Origin of the sequence: Streptomyces griseobrunneus, assembly GCF_046713465.1 — a bacterium.
Lineage (GTDB): Bacteria > Actinomycetota > Actinomycetes > Streptomycetales > Streptomycetaceae > Streptomyces > Streptomyces microflavus.
Map to the genome: position 1 here is coordinate 1408440 of NZ_CP177080.1, position 21824 is coordinate 1430263.

The 21824-nt window shown below is 72.4% G+C and carries 20 protein-coding genes and 1 pseudogene; 8 read left to right on the forward strand and 13 right to left on the reverse strand.

Annotated elements, in window-relative coordinates; all coding sequences use genetic code 11:
- Nucleotides 1-55: 55 nt before the first annotated feature.
- A pseudogene (locus tag ACK8N7_RS06280) lies at nucleotides 56-3819 on the reverse strand (S8 family peptidase).
- Between the two features lie 210 nt (nucleotides 3820-4029).
- Here ACK8N7_RS06280 and ACK8N7_RS06285 point away from each other — a divergent pair.
- Together ACK8N7_RS06285 and ACK8N7_RS06290 are read left to right on the forward strand one after the other, a co-directional pair.
- Nucleotides 4030-5022 (forward strand): helix-turn-helix domain-containing protein, encoded by a 993-nt coding sequence (locus ACK8N7_RS06285; RefSeq protein ID WP_403211262.1) that lies wholly within the window; start codon nucleotides 4030-4032, stop codon nucleotides 5020-5022.
- Between the two features lie 71 nt (nucleotides 5023-5093).
- Nucleotides 5094-5576: a DUF456 domain-containing protein gene (locus tag ACK8N7_RS06290; protein WP_500441361.1), complete on the forward strand. Its 483-nt coding sequence runs from the start codon at nucleotides 5094-5096 to the stop codon at nucleotides 5574-5576.
- Here the strand turns inward: ACK8N7_RS06290 and ACK8N7_RS06295 are convergent.
- Both ACK8N7_RS06295 and rsgA read right to left on the reverse strand, forming a co-directional pair.
- Nucleotides 5501-6958 carry a DNA-3-methyladenine glycosylase 2 family protein gene (locus tag ACK8N7_RS06295; protein ID WP_500441363.1) on the reverse strand — a complete coding sequence of 486 codons (1458 nt, stop codon included), beginning with the start codon at nucleotides 6956-6958 and terminating at the stop codon, nucleotides 5501-5503. The two genes, ACK8N7_RS06290 and ACK8N7_RS06295, sit on opposite strands and share 76 nt — an antisense overlap.
- Before the next feature lie 72 nt (nucleotides 6959-7030).
- Entirely contained in the window at nucleotides 7031-8188 is a 1158-nt protein-coding gene (rsgA, locus tag ACK8N7_RS06300) for a ribosome small subunit-dependent GTPase A (RefSeq protein WP_500441365.1), read from the reverse strand.
- Nucleotides 8189-8519: 331 nt separating this feature from the next.
- On the opposite strand from rsgA, the gene ACK8N7_RS06305 reads away from it, so the two are divergent.
- A complete protein-coding gene (locus ACK8N7_RS06305; RefSeq protein ID WP_032753702.1) occupies nucleotides 8520-9020 on the forward strand; it encodes a DUF5949 family protein in 501 nt (166 codons plus the stop codon).
- Nucleotides 9021-9174: 154 nt separating this feature from the next.
- On the opposite strand, the gene ACK8N7_RS06310 is transcribed toward ACK8N7_RS06305, so the two are convergent.
- The 6 genes from ACK8N7_RS06310 to ACK8N7_RS06335 form a co-directional block, all read right to left on the reverse strand.
- Complete coding sequence (locus ACK8N7_RS06310) at nucleotides 9175-9582, reverse strand: rodlin (protein ID WP_403211270.1); 408 nt, start codon at nucleotides 9580-9582, stop codon at nucleotides 9175-9177.
- Nucleotides 9583-9716: 134 nt separating this feature from the next.
- Nucleotides 9717-9923: a hypothetical protein gene (locus tag ACK8N7_RS06315; protein WP_500441367.1), complete on the reverse strand. Its 207-nt coding sequence runs from the start codon at nucleotides 9921-9923 to the stop codon at nucleotides 9717-9719.
- Between the two features lie 189 nt (nucleotides 9924-10112).
- On the reverse strand, nucleotides 10113-10523 hold the full coding sequence (locus ACK8N7_RS06320; RefSeq protein ID WP_354402839.1) for a rodlin: 411 nt from the start codon (nucleotides 10521-10523) through the stop codon (nucleotides 10113-10115).
- Nucleotides 10524-10592: 69 nt separating this feature from the next.
- Nucleotides 10593-10883 carry a hypothetical protein gene (locus tag ACK8N7_RS06325; RefSeq protein ID WP_403211274.1) on the reverse strand — a complete coding sequence of 97 codons (291 nt, stop codon included), beginning with the start codon at nucleotides 10881-10883 and terminating at the stop codon, nucleotides 10593-10595.
- A 251-nt stretch (nucleotides 10884-11134) separates the two neighbouring features.
- Nucleotides 11135-11368, reverse strand: a complete 234-nt coding sequence (locus ACK8N7_RS06330) for a chaplin (RefSeq protein WP_031127181.1) — start codon at nucleotides 11366-11368, stop codon at nucleotides 11135-11137.
- A 304-nt stretch (nucleotides 11369-11672) separates the two neighbouring features.
- Entirely contained in the window at nucleotides 11673-12074 is a 402-nt protein-coding gene (locus tag ACK8N7_RS06335; RefSeq protein ID WP_015612266.1) for a rodlin, read from the reverse strand.
- Nucleotides 12075-12665: 591 nt separating this feature from the next.
- Between ACK8N7_RS06335 and ACK8N7_RS06340 the strand changes: the two genes are divergently transcribed.
- Nucleotides 12666-13562: a chaplin gene (locus ACK8N7_RS06340; RefSeq protein WP_403211276.1), complete on the forward strand. Its 897-nt coding sequence runs from the start codon at nucleotides 12666-12668 to the stop codon at nucleotides 13560-13562.
- 91 nt (nucleotides 13563-13653) lie between these two features.
- Here ACK8N7_RS06340 and ACK8N7_RS06345 read toward each other — a convergent pair whose 3' ends face one another.
- Complete coding sequence (locus tag ACK8N7_RS06345; RefSeq protein WP_403211625.1) at nucleotides 13654-14874, reverse strand: acetyl-CoA C-acetyltransferase; 1221 nt, start codon at nucleotides 14872-14874, stop codon at nucleotides 13654-13656.
- Between the two features lie 161 nt (nucleotides 14875-15035).
- Complete coding sequence (locus ACK8N7_RS06350; protein ID WP_500445700.1) at nucleotides 15036-15941, reverse strand: LysR family transcriptional regulator; 906 nt, start codon at nucleotides 15939-15941, stop codon at nucleotides 15036-15038.
- 133 nt (nucleotides 15942-16074) lie between these two features.
- Between ACK8N7_RS06350 and ACK8N7_RS06355 the strand changes: the two genes are divergently transcribed.
- The 4 genes from ACK8N7_RS06355 to ACK8N7_RS06370 all read left to right on the forward strand — a co-directional run bounded on the left by ACK8N7_RS06355 (nucleotide 16075) and on the right by ACK8N7_RS06370 (nucleotide 19835).
- On the forward strand, nucleotides 16075-17007 hold the full coding sequence (locus ACK8N7_RS06355) for a CoA transferase subunit A (protein ID WP_500441371.1): 933 nt from the start codon (nucleotides 16075-16077) through the stop codon (nucleotides 17005-17007).
- A complete protein-coding gene (locus tag ACK8N7_RS06360; RefSeq protein WP_403211280.1) occupies nucleotides 17004-17789 on the forward strand; it encodes a CoA-transferase subunit beta in 786 nt (261 codons plus the stop codon). Before ACK8N7_RS06355 ends, ACK8N7_RS06360 begins: the two co-directional genes overlap by 4 nt.
- Before the next feature lie 43 nt (nucleotides 17790-17832).
- Nucleotides 17833-19380: a 3-hydroxyacyl-CoA dehydrogenase gene (locus ACK8N7_RS06365; RefSeq protein ID WP_403211281.1), complete on the forward strand. Its 1548-nt coding sequence runs from the start codon at nucleotides 17833-17835 to the stop codon at nucleotides 19378-19380.
- Between the two features lie 65 nt (nucleotides 19381-19445).
- A complete protein-coding gene (locus ACK8N7_RS06370; RefSeq protein ID WP_500441373.1) occupies nucleotides 19446-19835 on the forward strand; it encodes a VOC family protein in 390 nt (129 codons plus the stop codon).
- Here ACK8N7_RS06370 and ACK8N7_RS06375 read toward each other — a convergent pair.
- Both ACK8N7_RS06375 and ACK8N7_RS06380 read right to left on the reverse strand, forming a co-directional pair.
- A complete protein-coding gene (locus tag ACK8N7_RS06375) occupies nucleotides 19778-20584 on the reverse strand; it encodes a DUF6597 domain-containing transcriptional factor (RefSeq protein WP_500441375.1) in 807 nt (268 codons plus the stop codon). The genes ACK8N7_RS06370 and ACK8N7_RS06375 overlap by 58 nt on opposite strands.
- A gap of 20 nt (nucleotides 20585-20604) precedes the next feature.
- Nucleotides 20605-21819 carry a YihY/virulence factor BrkB family protein gene (locus ACK8N7_RS06380; RefSeq protein ID WP_403211287.1) on the reverse strand — a complete coding sequence of 405 codons (1215 nt, stop codon included), beginning with the start codon at nucleotides 21817-21819 and terminating at the stop codon, nucleotides 20605-20607.
- Between the last annotated feature and the right edge of the window lie 5 nt (nucleotides 21820-21824).

Consider the following 21824-nt stretch of genomic DNA (forward strand, 5'->3'; position numbering starts at 1 on the left):
GACCGGTCGGTGTGATCAGCGGATCACCGGTCCAGCGGCTCGGCGGATGAGAGGTTCAGCGCACGGCATAGGCGTCGTTCACGGTCTGGACGACGGAGTTGCCGTTCGCGTCCGTGAGTTCGGTCCTCAGGGTGACCGTCCGGCCCGCCGCGTCCGCGTGGGCCACGGTCGCGGTCCACCGGCCGCCCTGCTGGGCCGTGGTGGCCGCGTGCCAGGTCTCGCCCCCGTCGTACGAGAAGGAGACCGTGGCGCCGGTGAGCCTTCCGGGGGTGTAGCCGGCGTGCCCGGTGGCGGTGAGGCCGATGCGCTGACCGTCCTTCGCGGGGACGGTCTTCATCCCGTCCGACGGTACGTCATAGCGAGGGAAGAGCAGCGGCAGCCCCTGGGACTCCCCGCCCGGCTTCCGCTCCGAACGGAACGTCCAGGTGGTCTCCGTCTGCGTGGACCGCTTCCAGACGGCGGCGGGCGAGCCGATCTTCGTGGTCATCAGGGTGAGTTCGTACGCGGCGTCCTCGGCGGGCACGGTGAAGACGCCGAACGGGTAACCGCTGCTCCCGATGGGTTCGCCGTTCCGGCTGAGCCGCACATTGCCGATGTCGCCGAACGAGCCCTGCTGCCCCATGTGTTCGGAGTCCGTCATGAACGCCGGGGCGACCCCGATCAGGTTGTCCTGCCGCTCACCGGCGAGCAGCTCCTCGCCTGTTGCGTCGCGCGGTGCACCGGGGACGATCAGGCCCCGGTACCACGCCTCGGTGGAGGTCCGGCCCGCCTGGTACGTACGGGCGTTGCCCGTCATCAGCTCGCCCCAGGGGAAGCTGGAGGAGAGCATCTTCTGCCAGACGGTGTCGCCCGCCGTGTAGTACTCGGTGCGCTTGCCGGGTGCGGCGACCAGGTCGAGGGAGGAGGCGCCGAAGGTCGCGCCGTAGGGCCGGGAGACCAGGAGCGTGTCGACGAAGTCGGCTGCCACGCCCATGGATTCGTGGGTGGAGACGACCGAGCCGAGCTTCCTGTCACGGACCTTGTAGGTACGGCCCGAGGTGATCTGCCCCTTCTCCGGGAAGGCCAGGTTGTAGACGAACGGGCTGACGGCCGTGGCCTGCCAGGACACCTCCGCCTTCCCCTTGCCGAGCGCCTTCGCCAGTACGGCGGCCTCGTCGGCCCGCAGACCGAGGACCGGCAGGGGCGCCGCCCCGTAGCCGACGCCGGGCTGCCAGTCGCCGGCCGAGGGGCGGTGCACCAGCAGCGCCGTGGCTCCGGCCGCGTCGGCCGCCCGTGCCTGGGCGAGGACGTTGGATGCCCCGTCGTCCACCTTCACCAGGGCGACCTTCCCCTTCACCCCGGCCGCTGCCAGCTCGGCCGGACTGCCCGCACCGGCGTCGACGGCCTCGGCGCGGCCCGTGCCGTCGAGGTTGACCGAGCCGGTGGTGGCGGGCCTCGGGTGCAGGGCGGCGCCGCCGACGAGGGAGAACTTCTGGATCTGCGGGGCGTAGGCGCGCCAGAAGGAGGCGAACTCGAACTCCCCGTCACGGGCGGCTCCCTGGACGTCCGCCAGGTACTCCTTCACGGTCCCGGAGGCCGAGATGGAGCCGGAGTGCAGCCAGGTGTCGTCCCAACTGCGCCCGAACGAGAGGGGCGCGCCGCGCGTCTCGCTCGCCCGGTCCTGGGTGGCCACGCGCAGGCGGTGCGCCTTGCGGGCGTCCAGGACGAGGGTGGTGTCCTTGGTCAGGTTCAGCTGGGGGCGCGCCAGATAGCCGACCGAGCCGACGAGTTGACCGGTCGGGTCCGTCGTGTCGGGCGTGGCGATGAAGCTGGACACGAAGTACGCGCCGGGGCGGACCTGGTACGTCTGGTCGGTGGCGCCCTCGTTGAAGCGGCGTTCGCCGGAGGCGGTGTCGGCGCCGATGAGGTCGACCGAGGAGACGCCGTCCGCGGGCTTTCCGGTGCGGTCGATGAGCTTGACGCGCAGGGTGACGGTCTCGGGGGCCACGTACAGGGAGAACGGGGTGGAGACCGTCACTCCCCCGCCGGCGGTGGCGAGGACGCGTCCGGTGACGTCCCCGTACTGGGCGGCGGTCAGCCGTGCGGCGGGATCGAGCTGGAGGGGGACCTCGACGCTCGCCCCGGCGGGCACGGTGACGGACTTCCGGCCGACGGTGGCGGCCTTCGAGCGGACGGGCGAGCCGTCGTTGCCGGTGACGCCCGCGACTTTCAGGAAGAGCGTGACCGCCTTGCCGCTCGTGTTGGTGTACGGCACGGAGACGGTGGTGCGGTCGCTGGTGTCCTGGGGCCAGTTGAAGGTGCCGCCCTGGACGGCCGGGGCGCCGAGCACCGGCGTACGGACGGCACGGCCGACGTCGAGGCGGCCGCCTCCGGTCTCGCGTACGTCGCCGGGGACCGAGCTCTTCGCGGAGGAGACGAGGGCCGCCTTGACCTGCTGGGCGGTCCACCCGGGGCGGCGCTGCTTCACGACGGCGGCGGCGCCGGCGACGTGCGGGGTCGCCATCGACGTACCGGACATGGCGCGGTACGCCTGGGAGCCGCGCCCGCCCGCGGACGCGGCCGAGATGGCGACGCCGGGAGCGGTGATCTCGGGCTTGAGGGTGTGCGAGACGATCGCGGGGCCGCGGCTGGAGAAGTTCGCCGTCGTGTCGTCGCGGTCGACCGCGCCCACGGTGAGGACGCCGGGCGCGCAGCCGGGTGAGGAGACGGTGTTCAGGGATGGGCCGAGGTTTCCGGCCGCGACCACGAACAGGGTGTCCTTGTTCTTGCCGAGTTCCTCGGCGGCCAGGCTCATCGGGTCGGTGCAGTCGGTGGGTTCCGCGCTGCCCAGGCTCATGGAGACGACGTCGGCCTTGTTGTCGACGGCCCACTGCATGCCCGCGATGATCCAGGAGGCGGCGCCGGAGCCGCTGTCGTTGAGGACCTTGCCGACCATGAGGCCGGCGCCCGGGGCGACGCCCTTGTTCTTCCCGTCGCTCGCCGCGCCGGAGCCGCCGACGGTGGACGCGACGTGGGTGCCGTGGCCCTGGCGGTCGTCGGTGGTGTCGGAGTCGGTGAAGTTCTCCGCCGCGGTGATCCGGCCCTGGAGGTCGGGGTGCTCGGCGTCGGCGCCGGTGTCCAGCACGGCGACCTTGGTGCCGGTGCCGTCGTATCCGGCGGCCCAGGCACGGTCGGCGCCGACCTGCTTCGTCGACTTGTCGAGAGTGGCCTGAACCTTGCGGTCGAGCCAGAGCTTCTTGAGTCCGGAGCCCGCCCGGGAGCGGGGTGCGGTGATCTCGGCCCAGAAGTCGGCGGTCCGCTTCTTGTCGGCCTTCAGCGCCAGGCCGTCGATCACGTCGAGGGCCTGGCCGCGCTCGGCCCCGCGCGGGGTGAGGGGGCGCTGCGGGCGGTGTCACCGGTGTAGGTGGCGATCAGCGGGACGGAGTCCGTGCGGCTGTCGTCGTAGCCCTGGCGGATCAGTCCGGTGACGTTGAAGAGCTCCTCGTCGACGGCGCCCCGGGCGAGCGCGGCGACGGCGGTGTCGGGGTAGACGTACAGGTCTCGGCCGGACTGCCGGGTCTGGACGAGCGGGGTGGAGCCGTCCGGGCGGGGCAGGGCAGTGGCGGCGGAGGCGCCCGAGGGGTCCGTGGTCACCAGCACCTTGTCGCCGGTGACCAGGGTCAGGGTGACGGGCTTCGGGTCCGCGGCGGCCGCACTGCCGGTGAGCGGTCGGTCGGCGTCTCGCTCGTCCGGTGGCGCCGCCACGGACGGTGCGATCGCGGTGACGGCGAGGACGGCGGCGGTCGCCGCTCCCAGTGCCGTACGCGATATCGGGCGCATCGCTCTCCCCAGGTCGTTCCGGAACGAAGCAGCCCAAGGCGCCGCATTCCGGAGGTTGTTGGTGCTGCGGTGGCGCCACAGTGGCAGAGGGGCCAGGGGGACGGGGGATGATGTGCGCGGCGGGTTCACGCCGTGGCCCTTTTCCGCCACGGCCGACCGGCCGGAACGGGCGCGGCGACGCGCGATCACCACTCCGGGGAGGGTCGGGAGATGCTGGGGGCCATAGGTCTCGACGAGAGGCAGGAAGCCGCGTACCGCGCGCTGGTGGCGGCGGGAGCGGCGGAACTCTCCGATCTCGCACACCGGCTGTCCCTCCCGGAGGCGGACGCCGAGCGGGTGCTGCGGAGGCTGGAGCAGCAGGGTCTGGCCGCGCAGTCGTCGGCCCGCCCGGGCCGCTGGGTGGCAGCTCCGCCCGGGGTGGCGCTGGGGGCCCTGCTGATCCAGCAGCGCCACGAGCTGGAGCAGGCGGAGCTGGCGTCGGCGCTGCTGGCCGAGGAGTACCGGGCGGAGGCGAGCGAACCCGAGGTGCACGATCTGGTGGAGGTGGTGACCGGATCGGCGGCGGTCGCCCAGCGGTTCCACCAGCTGCAGCTGGGAGCCGCTTCCGAGGTGTGCGCCCTGGTCACCGGGAAGCCGATCGCGGTGACCGGGATGGAGAACGAGTCCGAGGAGCGGGCGGCCTCGCGCGGGGTCGCCTACCGGGTGGTCGTCGAGCGCGAGGTGCTGTCGCTGCCTTCCGGGATCCTGGAGCTGTCCGCCGCGCTGAGCCGGGACGAGCAGTGCCGGGTGGTCGACCGGGTCCCGACGAAGCTGGTGATCGCCGACGGGACCCTGGCGATGGTCCCGCTGACCGGGCGCGGCGCCGAGCCCGCCGCCCTGGTGGTGCACGCCAGTGGGCTGCTGGAGTCGCTCATGGGCCTCTTCGAGGCGGTGTGGCGCGAGGCCATGCCGCTGCGGCTCGGCGAGGGCGGGTGCGGGGTGCGCGAGGACGGTGTCGGGCCCGATCCGACGGACCTGGAGATCCTCTCGCTGCTGCTGGCCGGGCTGACGGACGCCAGTGTGGCCAAGCAGTTGGAGCTGGGGCTGCGGACCGTGCAGCGCCGGGTCAAGGGACTGATGGAGCTGACCGGGGTCTCCACCCGGCTCCAGCTGGGCTGGCATGCGTACGAGCGTGGCTGGGTGGCCCGTACCCCGCCTGCCTGAGACGCCGTCGGCGCAGGTCGCCGGGGGTGCGCTGACGCGCGGAGACGTGCACTCTCCGGCAGGCTGGTCGAATGAGTGTGTGGCAGCTCGTCGCCGTGGGCCTGGTCATGCTGCTGGGGCTGGTCGGGGTCCTGGTGCCGGGTGTGCCGGGTCAGGCGATCGTCTGGGCGGCGGTGCTGTGGTGGGCGCTGACGGACATGACCTCGACGGCCTGGGGCGTACTGATCGGCGCAACGGCCCTGTTGCTGGTGAACCAGGCCCTGAAGCCGGTGCTGCCGCCGCGCCACCCAGCCGAGTCGGGGGCGCCCCGCCGGACCTTGATGATCGGCGGGGTCGCGGGGATCGTGGGTTTCTTCGTGGTGCCGGTGGTGGGCGGCATCGCCGGGTTCGTGGGGGCGATCTACGGGGCGGAGCGGCTGCGCCTGGGCAGTCGCGGGGCGGGCTGGACGTCGGTGCGCTCGGTGATGCGGGCGACGGGTTACGCGGTGCTGGTGGAGCTGTTCGCCTGTCTGCTGGTGGCGGGGGCCTGGGTGGGTGCGCTCATCTGGGGTTGACCGCCCTCAGCTCGGAGCGCGGGCCCCCGGGCGGCGGTCTCCAGGTGGCGTACGGCGTACGAGCGCCAGGGCCGCCACCTCTCGGCACCCGGCGTCCCGTACGGGTCCACGTCCGGATCGCCGAGCGCCCGCATCCGGATCAGGGCGGCGGTCGGCCCGTCCACCCCGGGCAGCGTCGCCAGCGTCCGTTCCGCCTCCTCCCGGTCGGCCCCCGCGTCCAGCCGCAGCTCCCCGTCGGCGAGCGCGGTGGCCAGAGCCCGGAGGGCGGGTCCGGTGGCGGCACCGGCCAGGGCGCCCGGCTCGGGGAACACATGGGTGAGCGCGCCGCACGGCACGTCGAGCACCTTCCCGTACCGCTCGACCAGCTCCTCGGCGCGCTCCCGCCCCACCAGTGCCCGTACGGCCTCCTCCTCCGGGTCCGCCGCCCCCGGCGAGCGCAGCCCGGGGCGGGCGGCGACCAGCGGAGCGAGCCGGGGGTCGGCCGCCAGGGCCTCGTCGACGGCGTACGGATCGGCGTCCAGGTCGAACAGGCGCCGCAGCCGCTGTACGGCGGTGGTCAGGTCCCGCAGGTCGGTGAGGTGGATCCGGGCCTCCAGCCAGGGTCCTGGCGACGCCTCGTCGACGGCGGCGATCCCGGTCCCGTACGGCAGCCGCAGGGTACGCCGGTAGGTGCGGCGCCCCGGCGGCCCGGCCAGCTCCTCGACCCGGGCCACGGTCCGCCCGCCCAGCAGGTCGAACAGGGCGCCGGTGGCGTACGGGCCCCGATGGGCGAGGCGCAGCGGGATCCCGGCCCGCAGCCCTTCGCCCCAGCCCCCGCCGAGCCCGGTCCCGGCTTCCGCGCGCAGGGAGCTGGGGGTGCGGGCGTAGATCCGGCGGATGGTGTCGTTGAACTGGCGGACGCTGGCGAACCCGGCCGCGAAGGCGATCTCGGTGACCGGCAGGCCGGTGGTCTGGAGGAGCACCCTGGCGGTGTGGGAGCGCTGGGCGCGGGCCAGCGCGACGGGTCCGGCGCCGAGTTCGGCGTTGAGCTGGCGCTGGACCTGCCGGGCGCTGTAGCCGAGCCGCCCGGCGAGTCCGGGGACGCCTTCGCGGTCCACCACGCCGTCGCCGATCAGCCGCATGGCCCGGCCGACGACGTCGGCGCGGACGTTCCACTCGGCCGAGCCGGGCACGGCGTCGGGGCGACACCGCCGGCAGGCCCGGAAGCCGCCCGCCTGGGCGGCCGCGGCGGTCGGATAGAAGCGCACGTTGGCGCGTCGGGGGGTGACGGCGGGGCAGCTCGGCCGACAGTAGATGCCGGTGGTCACGACGGCGAAGAAGAACGCGCCGTCGAACCGTGCGTCGCGGCTGCTCACCGCCTCGTACCTGGTCCGTTCGTCCATCACACCGTCCAGTGTGCGGCAGCCGCCGCTGCCGCACTCGCGGTTTTCGGACGTCGAACCGTAGGGGCCCGGCTACCGCACCCGGCCGCCGCGCTTGGCCTGCATCGCCGCCCGTCCCTCGGCGCCCTTGCGCTTCCAGTCCTTCAGGATCTCCGAGCGCACCCGGGCATCGGTCTTGGCGACGATCCGCTGGTTCTCGCGGAGCAGCTTGCGATAGCTCTCCAGCCGCCGCTCGGACAGGGTGCCGTCCTCCAGCGCGCCGAGGACAGCGCACCCGGGCTCGCTCCCGTGGGCGCAGTCGTGGAACCGGCACCGCGCCGCCAGCTCCTCGATCTCGGAGAAGAGCTCGCCGACCCCGGTCCCGGCGTCGAAGAGGCCCACCCCGCGCAGCCCGGGGGTGTCGATGAGGACGCCCCCCTGCGGCAGGACGAGGAGGTTGCGGGTGGTGGTGGTGTGCCGGCCCTTGCCGTCGACGTCCCGGGCCGCCCGCACCTCCATCGCCTCCCTGCCGAGCAGGGTGTTGGCGAGGGTGGACTTGCCGGCGCCGGAGATGCCGAGCAGCACGCTCGTACCGCCGGCGACGACGGCGCCGAACACGTCGAGCCCCTCACCGGTGGTGGAGCTGACGGGGAGCACCTGGACGCCGGGGGCGACGGCCTCGACGTCCTGGACGAGGTGGGACAGGGTGGCCGCGTCGGGCACCAGGTCGGCCTTGGTGAGCAGGACGACCGGCTCGGGCCGGTACTCCCCGGTGCCGTGTCCGTCGCCGAGGAGAGCGGCGCCGTTGGAGCTGGACAGGGCGAGCGCGAGGAAGCGCTCGATCCGCCCGAGGTCGAGCTCCACGGCGAGCGAGACGCAGATGACGATGTGGTCGATGTTGGTGGCGAGCACCTGGCCCTCGGACCGCTCCGAGGAGGTCGAGCGGACGAAGGCGGTACGGCGCGGCAGCAGCGTACGGACGAACCGCGGGTCGCCTTCCGCGTCGAGCGCCACCCAGTCACCGGTGCAGACGATCCGCATCGGGTCGCGCGGCACCACGAAGGCGGTGTCGGCCCGGACCGGGCCGTCGGGGGTGATCACGTCGCACTGACCGCGGTCGACCCGCACCACACGCCCCGGCACGAGGCCCTGATCGGCGTAGGGGGAGAAGGCGGCCGCCCAGTCGTCGTCCCAGCCGTACGGAGTCAGCGGGTGCGAGGAGGACGGAACCGGAAGAAACGAGAAAGACAAGGGAAACCCTTCACAGGGCGGCCCCGGCACCGCGCGCTCGCGCGGGACGTACGTGACGTGGGTCAGCCGGTGGCCACGGGGGTGGGAACGATGATCTTCTGGTTGTGGGCAGCGCCCATCGCAACGACAGTCATCAATGTCCTCACCTCCTGATTCCTCGGGTCCTGCGTTCCTTGGTCCTTTACGCGGCCGAGCTTAGCCGCGCCGCACCCGGCGGCGTCAACACGTTTTCCGGCGCCCGCGCCGGAGTTACCCCGCGATCTCCCCGATCTCCCACGATCGGGTGATACGCATGCATAGCGACCGGTCCGGGGCCGTTAGGGTGCCGGTCATGACCACACCTCAGACCTCCACCGGCACGTTCACACCGGCCCAGTTGGGCACCCAGATCCTGATCGGCTGGAGCAGCCGGCAGCCCGGCGCCGACCAGGACACCGCCTACCTCCTCGCCTACTCGCTGGGCGACGGCCAGGACGGCCCGGAGGTCGGCCGGAACGCGCTGCGCATCGCGCTGGAGCGGGCGGGCCTCCAGGCCGGCGGCCCGATCCAGGACGCGGCCGAGGCCCCGGGCATCCAGGCGAAGCTCCTCGTCCAGGCGGGCCAGGCCGTCCTGACGATGCCTCACCTCAAGGCGCAGTACCCGGCGCCCCCGGAGTGGCTCGCGGCCGCCCTCGGGCAGGGTCAGGTGTACGGCATGTTCGCCACCACCCCGTGGCCGGAGGCCGTTCCGGGCCAGCCCGTCAGTGAGGACCAGTTGCGGGCCTTCGCGGCGAACGAAGAGGTCGTGCGCACCGCCGCCCACTGCCTGCTCCCGGTCCGCTCCCTCGGCTGACCCTCCTTCTCCCCGGTCGCCCGGGACACGGCGATGCCCACCACCCCCCGTGGAGTGGTGGGCATCGCCGTGTCCGGTGCCGCGACAACGAGGGCGGGCGGCCCGGGGAGTGACCCCCGGACCGCCCGCGCTACCTGCGTCAGGCAGTGGTACGTCAGTTGTTGCCGACGCCGTTGCCCGAGAGGACCGGGATGTCGTCCAGGATGTGCGAGAGCGGCTCGTCGCCCTTGGCCTGGGTGGAGTTGTCGGTGCACTGCTGGTTCTGCGGGTTGGACAGGACGTTGATGTCCTGGACCGCGATCGGCACGACGCCGACGAGCGAACCGATGTTGGCCTTGAGCGGCAGGCCGACGCACAGCTTGTTCAGGGTGCCCTGGACGAGCTGGTTCTGCGGGCTCCAGTCACCCTTGGTCTCGGCGTTGCCGATCTCCGACTCGGCCCCGTTGCCGTTGACCGTGGTGGTGCCACCGTCGTTGCCGATCGCCATGGCCGTGGGAGCCGCGACTGCGGACAGACCGAGCAGGGACACGGCCACTGCAGCGCCGGCCATAATCTTCTTCATCAACTTCACCTTTCGGAGCGTCCCGTTGTGGAACGTACTGATCAACTGCCGGGGTGCCCGATCGGTTGCGCAGTACCACTCAAATGGGTTTGTTCCGGCGCAAGGTCGACGCCACTCCCCAGTCGCCAGGGGCCTCAGCTCCCGGGGACCTGGTCCGAGGTGCGCGCCGCCGGTACGAATCCGCCGCTGCGGCGGGGGGCGAGCTCCTGGTGCGGTTCGGAGAGGGGGCTGGCGTGCCCGGCCGCCCGCCACTCGGCGAGGAGCCGGTCGTAGATCGGTGTGCCGCCCGGTGCGGGCCACTGCTCTCTGCTCTGCGGGGTCTGACTGTCGTACGGATCCATGGAGAGGCACTACCCGGACCGGCACGGATCGTCAGCCGGGGCTACGGCATCCGGCCCAACCGGGTGCCCCGGCCGGAGGCGACGGCACACGACGAAGGGCCAGTCCCTCCGGGCCGGCGAAGAACGGTCGCCGTACAGGATGGACTGGCCCCACGCGGGTCACGCGGTGCGGACCGGGACTACCCGGTCTCAGTTGTTGCCGGCACCGTTGCCGGAGAGGATCGGGATGTCGTTCAGGAGGTGCGACAGAGCCTCGTCACCCTTGGCCTGGGTGGAGTTCTCGGTGCACTGCTGGTTCTGCGGCGAGGACAGGACGTTGATGTCCTGGACCGAGATCGGCACGAGGCCCACGAGGGAACCGAGGTTCGCCTTGGCCGGCAGGGCGATGCAGGGCTTGTTGAGCGAGCCCTGGATCAGCGCGAACTGCGGGCTCCAGTCACCGTGGGTCTCGGAGTTGCCGTACGACTGCGAAGCGCCGTTGCCGTTCACCGTCGTGGTGCCGCCGTCATTGGCGATGGCCATGGCGGAGGGGGCGGCCGCAGCGGAGACACCGACGACCGAGACAGCGACAGCTGCCGAGGCCATGATCTTCTTGAACATGAAAGAGCCCTTCTGGGGAGTGGTGCGTATCGATCGAGGAACCAGGGAGGAACGGTGGTGCTGCGGCGGTCAGCCGCCGAGGGGAACCCCACCGAGCAGCGGAGTGGCACTCTCGGCCGCACCGGTTGCCTGGCCCGCCAGCTTGCCGACCGTGCCGTCCTTCGAGACCGTCTCGGTGGTCTCGGCGACCGTGTCCACGAGGGGGTCCACGACCTGCGGGGCACTGGCCATCACCTGGTTGAGGCCACTGTCGAGGCTGAAGTTGGGGGCCGTGGGGGTAGTAGCGGCGAAGGCGGGAGCGGCCGCTCCGAGGGCAGCCACGGAACCGGCAACGAGGGCGGCGGTCTTCGCATACTTCACTTTTCTGGTTCCCTTCTACACGGCGTCTGCTTCGGTCACGTCTCCGTGCCGCACACAAGCTTTCTTTACCTGTGACTTCTGCCGCTTTCCTCAGGGATAACGATCAGACCGCGTGCGGGAAACTGCGCCCGCACGACTTTCTCCGGCGGACGGCGGGAGGAATTGCGCGGACAACGCAGAAGCCCCGGACGGCCATTGCCGTCCGGGGCCGGACCGGCCCGGGCGCGAAGGCGGCCCGGACCGGTCGGTTTTCACGCGTTGATGCAGGTGTTGCCGAAGGTCGGGTTCAGCAGGCCGATCACGTTGACGGTGTTACCGCAGACGTTGACCGGGATGTGCACCGGCACCTGCACGACGTTGCCCGACAGCACGCCCGGGGAGCCCGCGGCGATGGCCTCGGCACCCGAGTCGGCCATGGCCGGCGCGGCGGCACCCATCGCCATGAGGGTTCCGGCGGCGACTGCGGCAACCTTGGTGTACTTCACTTTTTTTGTCCCTTTCCTCGGCGGAGTCCGGTGCGGTCACGACTGTCGTGCCCGCCCGAGCCAGGTCCTGATCGCTCGTGACTCCGGCGCTGTCCTACCTAACGATGAACGCCCGGGATCGAAACTGTTCGACGGGCGGATTCCCGGATTTCCGCCCGAATGCCGCAATGCCCGTGGGGCCTTGGGGCCGTGCGGTGGGGAATGCGGACGGAAGGCCGGCGGCCGCATTCCCGGGAAAACGACGGACCCGAGCCGCTCGGTGGAGGAACGCCGATGGCCCGGGCCCGAGTAGGGCGGCTGTGGATCAGCCGTTGCCGGCACCGTTGCCCGAGAGGATCGGGATGTCCTCCAGGATGTGGGACAGGGCCTCGTCACCCTTGGCCTGGGTGGAGTTCTCGGTGCACTGCTGGTTCTGCGGGGAGGAAAGGACGTTGATGTCCTGGACCGCGATCGGCACGAGGCCGACGAGCGAACCGAGGTTCGCCTTGGCCGGCAGGGCGATGCAGGGCTTGTTGAGCGAGCCCTGGATCAGGCCGAACTGCGGGCTCCAGTCACCGTGGGTCTCGGAGTTGCCGTACGACTGCGAAGCGCCGTTGCCGTTGACCGAGGTCGTGCCTCCGTCGTTACTGATCGCCATGGCCTGCGTCGAGCCGAGCCCGAGGATGGAGGCGGCGACAGCGCCCGTAGCCAGAACCTTCTTGATCACGATTAACCCTTCTCGTACTGGTTGCCCCGTAGCGGGGCACCCTGGTCAACTCGGCGCCGGGTGTTTGGTTCCGTGCATTCACCCGAATGCCGGGCTCAGGGGGCGCGCGGCGCGGGAGCGCGACCGGTTCGGCTCCGCCTGCACACGCCTTTAGCGCCACCTCTGTTCGCACGACCATCTGTTCGTGAAGGAATTGCGGACACACCGTCCGGTGCGTTCGTCCGAACGGGTCGACGTGCCGGGCGCACCGTCTCCTCGCGCACCCATCGCCGCGGCCCGCCCCTCAAGGTCAACACCGTTTACGGAAGGGAAAGTTGGGGCTGAATCGTTTCCCTTCAACGGCGGCCGGGCCAGAGCACGGTTCACCTAATCCATCCGTTCGGGTGATTACATAATTTCCACGCCTCTCCGAGTTTCCCGCGTGGCCTTCGATCGTTATGGCAGTCGTCCAGCGCGTATGTGTTCACGACTTTCACCATGGCTTCCCGTGGGGGATCCGGGGGGCCGCCACAGCAGCGGCACCACCCGACGGCTCCGCGCGCGAAGCACCCACGCGAATGTCCTCGCGAATGTCCTAAGGAAGGGCAAGTAATGCGACAGGCCTTGAATAAAAGCATGATCGTCATGGCGGCCGCGTCGGGCCTCCTGGCCGCGGCCGGCGGCTCCGCGCACGCCGACGCGTCGGCCGAGGGCGCTGCCGTCGGTTCGCCGGGTGTCGGCTCGGGCAATGCCGTGCAGGTGCCGGTGCACGTCCCGGTCAACGCGTGCGGCAACACCGTCAATGTGATCGCCCTGTTGAACCCCACGTTCGGCAACGCCTGCAAGAACGTGAGTTCCAGCGGCCACGACGACGGTTACGGATACGGCAACGGCGGCGGGAACGGCACGGGCGGCTCCAGCGCCGAGGGCGCGGCGGTCGGCTCCCCCGGGGTGCTCTCCGGGAACCTGGTCCAGGCCCCCGTGCACGTCCCGTTGAACGTGTGCGGCAACACCGTCAACGTCATCGGTGCGCTCAACCCGGCCTTCGGCAACAAGTGCGCGAACGTGAGCGGCCCGAAGGACGACTACCCGCCCACCGAGCCGCCGGTCGAGCCGCCGGTCGAGCCGCCGACCGAGGAGCCCCCCACCGAGGAGCCCCCGGTCGAAGAGCCGCCCACGGAGGAGCCGCCGACCGAGGAGCCGCCCGTCGACGAGCCCCCGACCGAGGAGCCGCCGGTGGACGAGCCGCCCACCGAGGAGCCCCCGGTGGACGAGCCGCCGACCCAGGAGCCCCCGGTCGACGAGCCGCCGGTCGACGAGCCCCCGACCGCGCAGCCGCCCACCGACACCCCCGGATCGAACACCCCGGGTACGCACACCCCCGGCTCCGGGACCCCGGGCCTGGCCGACACCGGTGCGGCCGGTCTCGGCCTGGCGGCAGGCGCGAGTGCCGCGCTGCTGCTCGGCGGGACGGTGCTGATGCGCCGCACCCGTAACGCGCGGGACTGATAGCCGACCGCAGCGGGAACGAGGTCCGGCCGGACAGCGGGGACTGTCCGGCCGGACCTTTCGCGCGCCCGGGGAGGGGCCGGGGCCGCCGTCAGCGGGCGACGCGCTCGAAGACCGCGGCGAGCGCCTGGCCGCCGCCGATGCACATCGTCTCCAGGCCGTAGCGGCCCTCGCGGCGGTGCAGTTCGCGGGTGAGGGTGGCGAGGATGCGGGCTCCGGTGGCGCCGACCGGGTGGCCCAGCGAGATGCCCGATCCGTTGACGTTGATCCGCTGTTCGTGGTCGGTCTCGCCGAGACCCAGCTCCCGTGTGCAGGCGAGTACTTGGGCGGCGAACGCCTCGTTCAGCTCGATCAGGTCGAGGTCGGCGAGGGTGAGTCCGGCGCGGTCCAGTGCCGTGCGGGTCGCGGCGACGGGGGCGATGCCCATGGTGGCGGCGGGGACCCCCGCGCGGGCGCAGGAGACGAGGCGGACGAGCGGGGTGAGGCCGAGACGTTCGGCGGTCCCGGCGCTGGTGACGAGGCAGGCGGCGGCCGCGTCGTTCTGTCCGCTGGCGTTGCCCGCCGTGACGGTGGCCTCCGGGTCGGACTTCGCCATCACCGGTCGGAGGGCGGCGAGTTGCTCGGCGGTGGTGTCGGGGCGGGGGTGCTCGTCGGCCGCGACGACGGTCTCGCCCCTGCGGGTGCGTACGGTGACGGGGGCGGTCTCCGCCTCGTACCGCCCCTCGGCCGCGGCGCGGGCCGCGCGGTGCTGCGAGCGCAGGGCCAGAGCGTCCTGGTCGGCGCGGCTGATCCCGTACTCCCGGCGCAGGTTCTCGGCGGTCTCGATCATGCCGCCGGGGACCGGGTGGTGGACGCCTCCGGCGGTGACCCGGCCCCGGGCGAGGGAGTCGTGGAGCTGGAGGCCTGGGCCCTTGATGCCCCAGCGTCCGTCGTGGGTGTAGTAGGGCGCGGCGCTCATGACGTCGACGCCGCCGGCGATCACGACGTCGCTGAAGCCGGTCCTGATCTGCATCGCCGCGTCCAGGACCGCCTGGAGCCCCGAGCCGCAGCGGCGGTCGATCTGGGAGCCGGTGACGGTGGTGGGGAGCCCGGCGTCCAGGGCGGCGACCCGGCCGATGGCGGGTGCGTCGGACGAGGGGTAGGCGTGGCCGAGGATCACCTCGTCGACCCGGTCCGGGTCGATGCCCGTGCGGGAGACGACCTCGGCGACGACATGTGCGGCGAGCGAGGCCGGTGTCTGCTGCGCGAACGCTCCGCCGAAGCGGCCGATGGGGGTGCGCAGCGGTTCGCAGATGACGACTTCGAGCGGCACGGCGGGGCCTTTCCTGAGGGCGGTGACGGTGCGGGCGGGTTCGGGCGGTTGGGGGCCTTTCACCTCGGGTCACCTCCCGGATGGCCTCCCGGATGACCTTCGCATTTCGGCACTGAGTCGGTCCAATATCGAATGTGCACCGGATCGAGAGGCTCCGCGTCTCAATCGGGGGTCTGTGCGGGTGTCGGCAGCGCTTCCTGCGCCACGGCGAGGACCGCGCGCAGGGCGGCGGAGGGGTTGTCCGCGCGCCAGGCCAGGGCCGCCCGGAGGCGGATCGGCGGTCCGGCGAGGGGGCGGTAGACCAGGCCGTTCTGCTGGATGTGCTGGACGGAGGTGACCGTGAGGGTGACGCCGACCCCGGCGGCGACGAGGGCGAGGATCGTGTACGAGTCGGGGGCCTCCTGGACGACGCGCGGGGTGAATCCGGCGCTCTCGCAGGCCTCGGTCATGGCGTCGCGGACGGTGGAGCCGGAGTTGGCGGGGAAGGAGACGAACGGTTCACCGGCGAGTACGTCGAGCGGTACGGTCCCGCGCCGGGCGAGCGGGTGGTCGGAAGGCAGGGCGCAGACCAGCTCCTCCTCGTCGATCACCCGGTGGGCGACGCCGGGCCGGGTCACCGGCAGCCGGACGAAGCCGAGGTCGAGCGAGCCGTCCGCGACCCGGGACAGTGCGGTGTTGGCGTACGTCTGGCCGGTCATGACGAGTTCGAGCCCGGGGTGGGCGGCGCGCACGGCCCGGGTGAGCAGGGGCAGAGTCTCGTGGCTGGAGGCCCCGGCGAAGCCGATGGTGACCCGGCCGTACTCGCCCCTCCCCGCCGATCGGGCGGCCCGGACAGCGCTGTCGAGGTCGTCGAGGACGGTCCGTACGGGTTCGAGGAAGGACTCCCCCGCGCTGGTGAGCCTGACCGAGCGGGTGTTGCGGCGGAAGAGCTGGACGCCGAGCTCCTTCTCCAGCCGGCGGATCTGCTGGCTCAGCGGTGGCTGGGCCATCTGGAGCCGCTTGGCGGCCCGGCCGAAGTGCAGTTCCTCGGCCACCGCGAGGAACGCGTTGAGGTGGCGTAGCTCCATGAGGACACCCCCTCGCGTCATTGATACTCCTGGCGTCTCGATACGACCTTAATTCGGTATTGGACAGCCATCAATGGGCGGTGACACCGTGGGGCCACCACCTAGGGACGGCACATCGACGGCGAGGAGCAGCGTGGACCGGAAGGTCATGTCGATGAGGGAGGCCGTCGCCGCCTTCGTCCACGACGGGGACACCGTGAGCCTCGAAGGGTTCACCCATCTCATCCCGACCGCCGCCGGGCACGAGATCATCCGGCAGGGCCGCCGGAATCTCACCGTCGTCCGGATGACGGCGGACATCGTGGTGGACCAGATGCTGGCGGCTGGGTGCGTGACGCGGCTGGTCTCCTCCTTCGTGGGGAACTCCTCGGCCGGTTCGCTCGGGGAGCTGCGGCGGCGGATCGAGCACGCCGACCCCGAGCCGCTGGCGTTCGAGGAGTACAGCCACTACGGGATGATCTGCCGCTACCTCGCGGGGTCGCAGCGGCTGCCGTTCTACCCGCTGCGCTCGTACGCGGGCAGCGACCTGCCGTCCGTCAGCCCCGGGATCCGCAAGGTCGCCTCGCCCTACCCGGCCGCGGACGGTTCCACCGAGCAGATCTACGTCGTACCGCCCGTCAACCCGGACGTGACGATCATCCACGCCCAGCGCGCCGACCGCCGGGGCAACACCCAGATCTGGGGGCTGACCGGCATCCAGGCCGAGGCGGTGTACGCGGCGGATATGGCGGTCGTGGTGGTGGAGGAGCTGGTGGCGGACGAGGTGGTCCGCGCGGATCCGAACCGTACCCTCGTCCCGGCCCACGCGGTCGACGCGGTGGTCGTCTGTCCGCGCGGGGCGCACCCCTCGTTCGCGCAGGGCTACTACGACCGGGACAACGCCTTCTACCGGGCCTGGTCCGCGATCAGCAAGGACCCGGTGCGGCTGCGGGAGTGGCTGGCGGAGTGGGTGTACGGGACCGCCGACCACGCGGAGTACGTGGCGAAGCTCGGCGAGGAGTTCTGGGCCGGGCTCGCCGTCGGCGAGGCTCTGAGCGAGCCCGTGAACTACGGGAGGCGGCTGTGAGCGAGGAGCGTACGGAGGCCACGGGGGCCGTGACCTCGTCGGAGCTGCTCTCCGTCGTCGCCGCGCGCGAACTGGCCGGTCGCCGGACCGTGTTCGCGGGGATCGGGCTGCCGACGCTCGCCGCCGAGCTGGCGCATCTGACCGTCGCGCCGGAGATCGAGGTGGTGTACGAGTCCGGGGTGTGCGGGGCGCATCCCTCCCAGCTGCCGGAGACCATCGCGGACGCCGTGCTGGTCACGGGCGCCGAGGCGGTGCTGTCGATGCCCGCGCTGTTCGGCTGTGTGCTCCAGGGCGGCCACATCGACGTCGGGTTCCTGGGGGCCGCGCAGATCGACCGGTGGGGCAGCCTCAACACCTCGGTGATCGGGGAGTGGGAGAGTCCGGCGGTACGGCTGCCGGGCTCCGGGGGCGCGGTCGAGGTGATGGCCAACGCCCGTGAGGTCTTCGTCGTGATGCGCCGCCACACCCCGCGCTCCTTCGCCGACGCCCTCGACTTCTGCACCACGCCCGGCCCCGACCGGGCGCTCGCGGACGGCATCCGCCCCCTCGGCGCCGGCGTCACCCGGGTCATCACCGAGCTCGGCATCCTCGCCCGTGACGGTGTGGGCGACGAGCTGCGGCTGGTGGCCGTGCACCCCGGGGTCACCGTCGAGCAGGTCCGGGCCGCGACCGGCTGGGACCTGAAGGTGGCCGGCACGGTCACGACGGTGGAACCGCCCACGGATGCGGAGCTGCGGCTCCTGCGCGACGATGTCGACCCCCACCGTGTCTACCTCCGCTGACACCCCGAGCATGTCCGTCTCCGCCGAAAGGGCCCCAACTGCCATGCGTATCAGGATCGTCGGAGCCGGGGCCATGGGCCGTGGCATCGCCCAGTGGGCGGCGAGCGCGGGACACACCGTGGAGCTGGGAGACGTACGGGCCGAAGCGGTGAAGGACGCCGTGGAGTTCGTCGTCTCGATGCTGGACCGGGCGGTGGCCAAGGGCCGGATGTCCGCGGCGGACCGGGACGCGTCCGTGGCGCGGCTGGTGCCGCTGGAGGACCCGTGGGCCGCCGGGCCGGACGTGGAGCTGGTCATCGAGGCCGTACGGGAGGACCTGGGGACCAAGGCCGAGGTGTTCGGGAAGCTGGAGCGGGCGCTGCCCTCCTCCGCCGTCTTCGCGACCAACACCTCGTCCCTGTCGGTGACCCGGATCGCGGCGGGCCTCCAGGACCCCTCGCGCCTGGCCGGGCTGCACTTCTTCAACCCGGTGCCGCTGATGCGGATCGTGGAGGTGGTGCCGGGCGCGGCGACCCGGCCGGAGATCCCGGCCGCGCTGACCGAACTGGTGGAGGGGTGCGGGCACCGGGCGGTGACCGTGGCCGACACCCCCGGCTTCCTGGTCAACCACGCGGGGCGCGGCCTGGTGACGGAGGCGCTGGCACTGCTGGAGGAGTCGGTGGCGGGGACCGCCGACATCGACCGGATCGCCCGGGACGTGCTGGGGCTGCGGATGGGCCCGTTCGAGCTGATGGACCTGACCGGTCTCGATGTCACGGCCGCGGTGATCGACTCGATCTGGCAGGGCTTCCGGTACGAGGACCGGCTGCGCCCGTCCTACCTCACGCCGAACCGGGTGGTGGCCGGGCTGCACGGCCGCAAGACCGGGCAGGGCTGGTACGCGTACGGCGAGGGCGCCGGGGGTCCCGCGCCGGAGCCGGCGGTGACCGGGAACGGCGACCGGCCGGTGTTCCTGGCCCCGGGCGGATCCGTGGAGACCACGTCGTACGTGGAGGCTCTCTCGGGCGCTCTCGAAGCGGCTGGGGTCCGGATCGAGCGGGGCGACGGGCCCTCCGCCGAGGCGCTGGTGCTGGTGCCGGTCTGGGGCACCACGGTGTCCGGTGCGATCCGGGCGGGCGGGCTGCCGCCGGAGCGGACGATGGGCGTGGAGGTGCTGCCCGCGGCCGGGCGGCGGCGGGTCCTCGCGGTGACGGCCGTCACCGGTCCGGCGGCGGCCCGGGACGCGCGGGCGGTGCTGGCCCGGGCCGCGGCGGACGAGCCGCACGCCGTGACGGTGGTGCGGGACACGGCGGGCTCGGTCGCTCAGCGGCTGCTGTCGTCGGTCGTCGCGGTCGGTGCCTCGATCGCGGAACGCTCGCTCGCCACCCCGGCCGACATCGACCTGGCGGTGACGACCGGGCTCGGCTATCCGGCCGGGCCGCTGGCCTGGGGCGAGCGGATCGGGGCCCGGCGGCTGCTGGAGCTCCAGAGGGCGCTGCACGCGGCGACGGGCGACCCGCGCCACCGTCCGACGCGCTGGGTGACCGAGCGGGCGGATCTGGGGCTCGCGCTGACCGAGGCGGGGACTCCGGTGGGCGACTGCTGGGGGTGATCCCCGGCGGACGCGCGTCCGATTCGTACAAGACGGTGGGGAGGCCCGGTGGCTACGGTCGTTCCATGACTCCACGACTCGACGCGATCAGCATCATCACGGCCGACCTGGCGGCCTCGCTCGCCTTCTACCGCAGGCTCGGTCTCGACATCCCGGCCGGGGCGGAGTCCGCCCCGCATGTGGAGGTGGTCCTGCCGGGCGGGCAGCGGCTGCTGTGGGACACCGAGGACGTCATCCGCTCGTTCGACCCGGGCTGGGAGCGCCCGGCGGGCGGGGAGCGGCTGGGGCTGGCGTTCGCCTGCGACAGCCCGGCGGAGGTGGACGCGCTGTACGCGGAGCTGACCCGTGCCGGGTACGCCGGGCATCTGAAGCCGTGGGACGCGGAGTGGAGGCAGCGCTATGCGGTGGTGCTGGACCCGGACGGCTGCGGCGTCTCGCTGTTCGCGTCCGCGTAGCCCGCGTCCGCTGAGCCCGCGTCCCCCGCGTCTCCGTCCGCCGCGAAGTAGGCCCCGAGGGTCGTGCCGGCCAGGTCGCGCATCTCCCGGGCGAGGTGGGCCTGGTCGGTGCAGCCTGCCGCGCAGGCCGCTCCGGCGTACGGGAGGCCGGTGCGGATGAGTTCCAGGGCGCGCTGGAGGCGGAGGATCCGGGCCAGCGTCTTGGGGCCGTAGCCGAAGGCGGCCAGGGAGCGGCGGTGGAGCTGGCGGGCGCCGAGTCCGGCCTCCGCCGCCGTCGCGGCGACGGAGCGGCCCCGGCGCAGCCCCTCCGCGACGGCGACCGTCCGCGGGTCCGGGGGCCCGGTTTCGGCCATCCGGTCCAGGGCGAGGCGTTCCAGGGCCCCGGCGGGGTCGGGGTCCTTCTCGATCCGCTCGGTGAGGCGGCGTACGGCCGGGGAGGGCCAGAGGTCGGCGAGGTCGGCCCGGTGGTCGCGCAGCAGGGACGCCGGTACGCCGAGGAGGACGGGCGCGGTGCCGGGGGCGAACCGGATCGCGGCGCAGGAGCCCCGGCTCTCCGGGTCCACCTCGAAGGCGTGGGTGTCCGGCCCGGCGACGACGATGCGGCCGCCGGTCCAGATCAGGTCCATGCAGCCGTCGGGCAGCACGGACCGGGGAGCCGGCGGCGGGCCGTCGGGGGCGTCCCAGGTCCAGACGACGGCACCGGGCAGCCGGGCGGGCCGTTCCTGGTAGCGCGGGCGTTCCTGGGGCATGTCTCCACGCTAGCGTGGGGTCAGGCGGAGGGCGGTTCGGAGTTGTCCCGGGAGTGCCCGGACTCCCTGGCCGAGGTGTTGCTCTCCCTGCTGCCCCTGGTCTCCTTCGGCTCCTTCTCCCAGGTCGACTGGAGCCGCGACTTGACGTCGTCGGGCGGCAGGAAGCGGGACCAGCGCTCCGGGAACTCCGAGGGCATGTAGGCCGGGTCGTCGTCCTCGTCGTCGTCGTTCGCGGCCTCCCAGGCCGGACGGGTCCGGGCGACGAACTCGGCGGCTTGGGCGGCCCGGACGCGTTCGGTGGCCTCGCGGGCGGCGGCGGTGGCGAGCGAGGGCCACACATGGTCGATGGCCGCGTTGACCGCGGCGCCGACCAGGACGGCGAAGGCGGAGATACCGATCCACAGCAGGACGGCGATGGGCGCCGCCAAGGAGCCGTAGATCGTGGGGCCTTCGACGGTGTTGGTGAGGTAGATCCGCAGCAGGAAACTGCCGAGCACCCACATCCCGAGCGCCACGAGCGCACCGGGGACGTCCTCGATCCAGGGCGACCGCACGGGGACGGACACGTGGTAGAGCGTCGTGAGGAACGCGATGGTCAGCAGTATGACCAGGGGCCAGTAGAGGACGGCGATGACCTCGGTGCCCCAGGGCACGAACTCGACGACCCGGTCGGGGCCGACGACGAGCAGCGGCAGGACCACCGCGCCCAGCAGCAGGGCGACGACGTACAGCAGGAAGGCGAGCAGCCGGGTCTTGACGATGCCGCGGTGGCCGTCGAGCCCGTACATGACGGTGATGGTGTCGATGAAGACGTTCACCGCGCGGGAGCCGGACCACAGGGCGATGGCGAATCCGATGGAGATGACATCGGGGCGGGCGCCGGTGCTGACGTCGGCCAGCAGCGGTTTGGCGAAGTCGTTTACCCCGCGCTCGGAGAGCACGGTCTGCGAGGCCGAGAGGATGTTGCGCTCGATGGAGGCGACCGTGGTGGTGGTCGTCCACTCGTCGACGTAACCGAGCAGCCCGATCATGCCCAGCAGCAGCGGCGGCAGGGAGAGCAGGGTGAAGAACGCCGCCTCGGCCGCCAGCCCGAGGATCCGGTACTCGATGCACGAGTTGACGGTGTCCTTGAGCAACTGCCACGCCATCCGCCGCTTGGAGACGTTGCGGTAGAGGACTCGGGCCCGGTGGAGCCGGCCCGGTGGCCGCTCGGGTGTTTCATTTGCTGCCTGCACCTCCT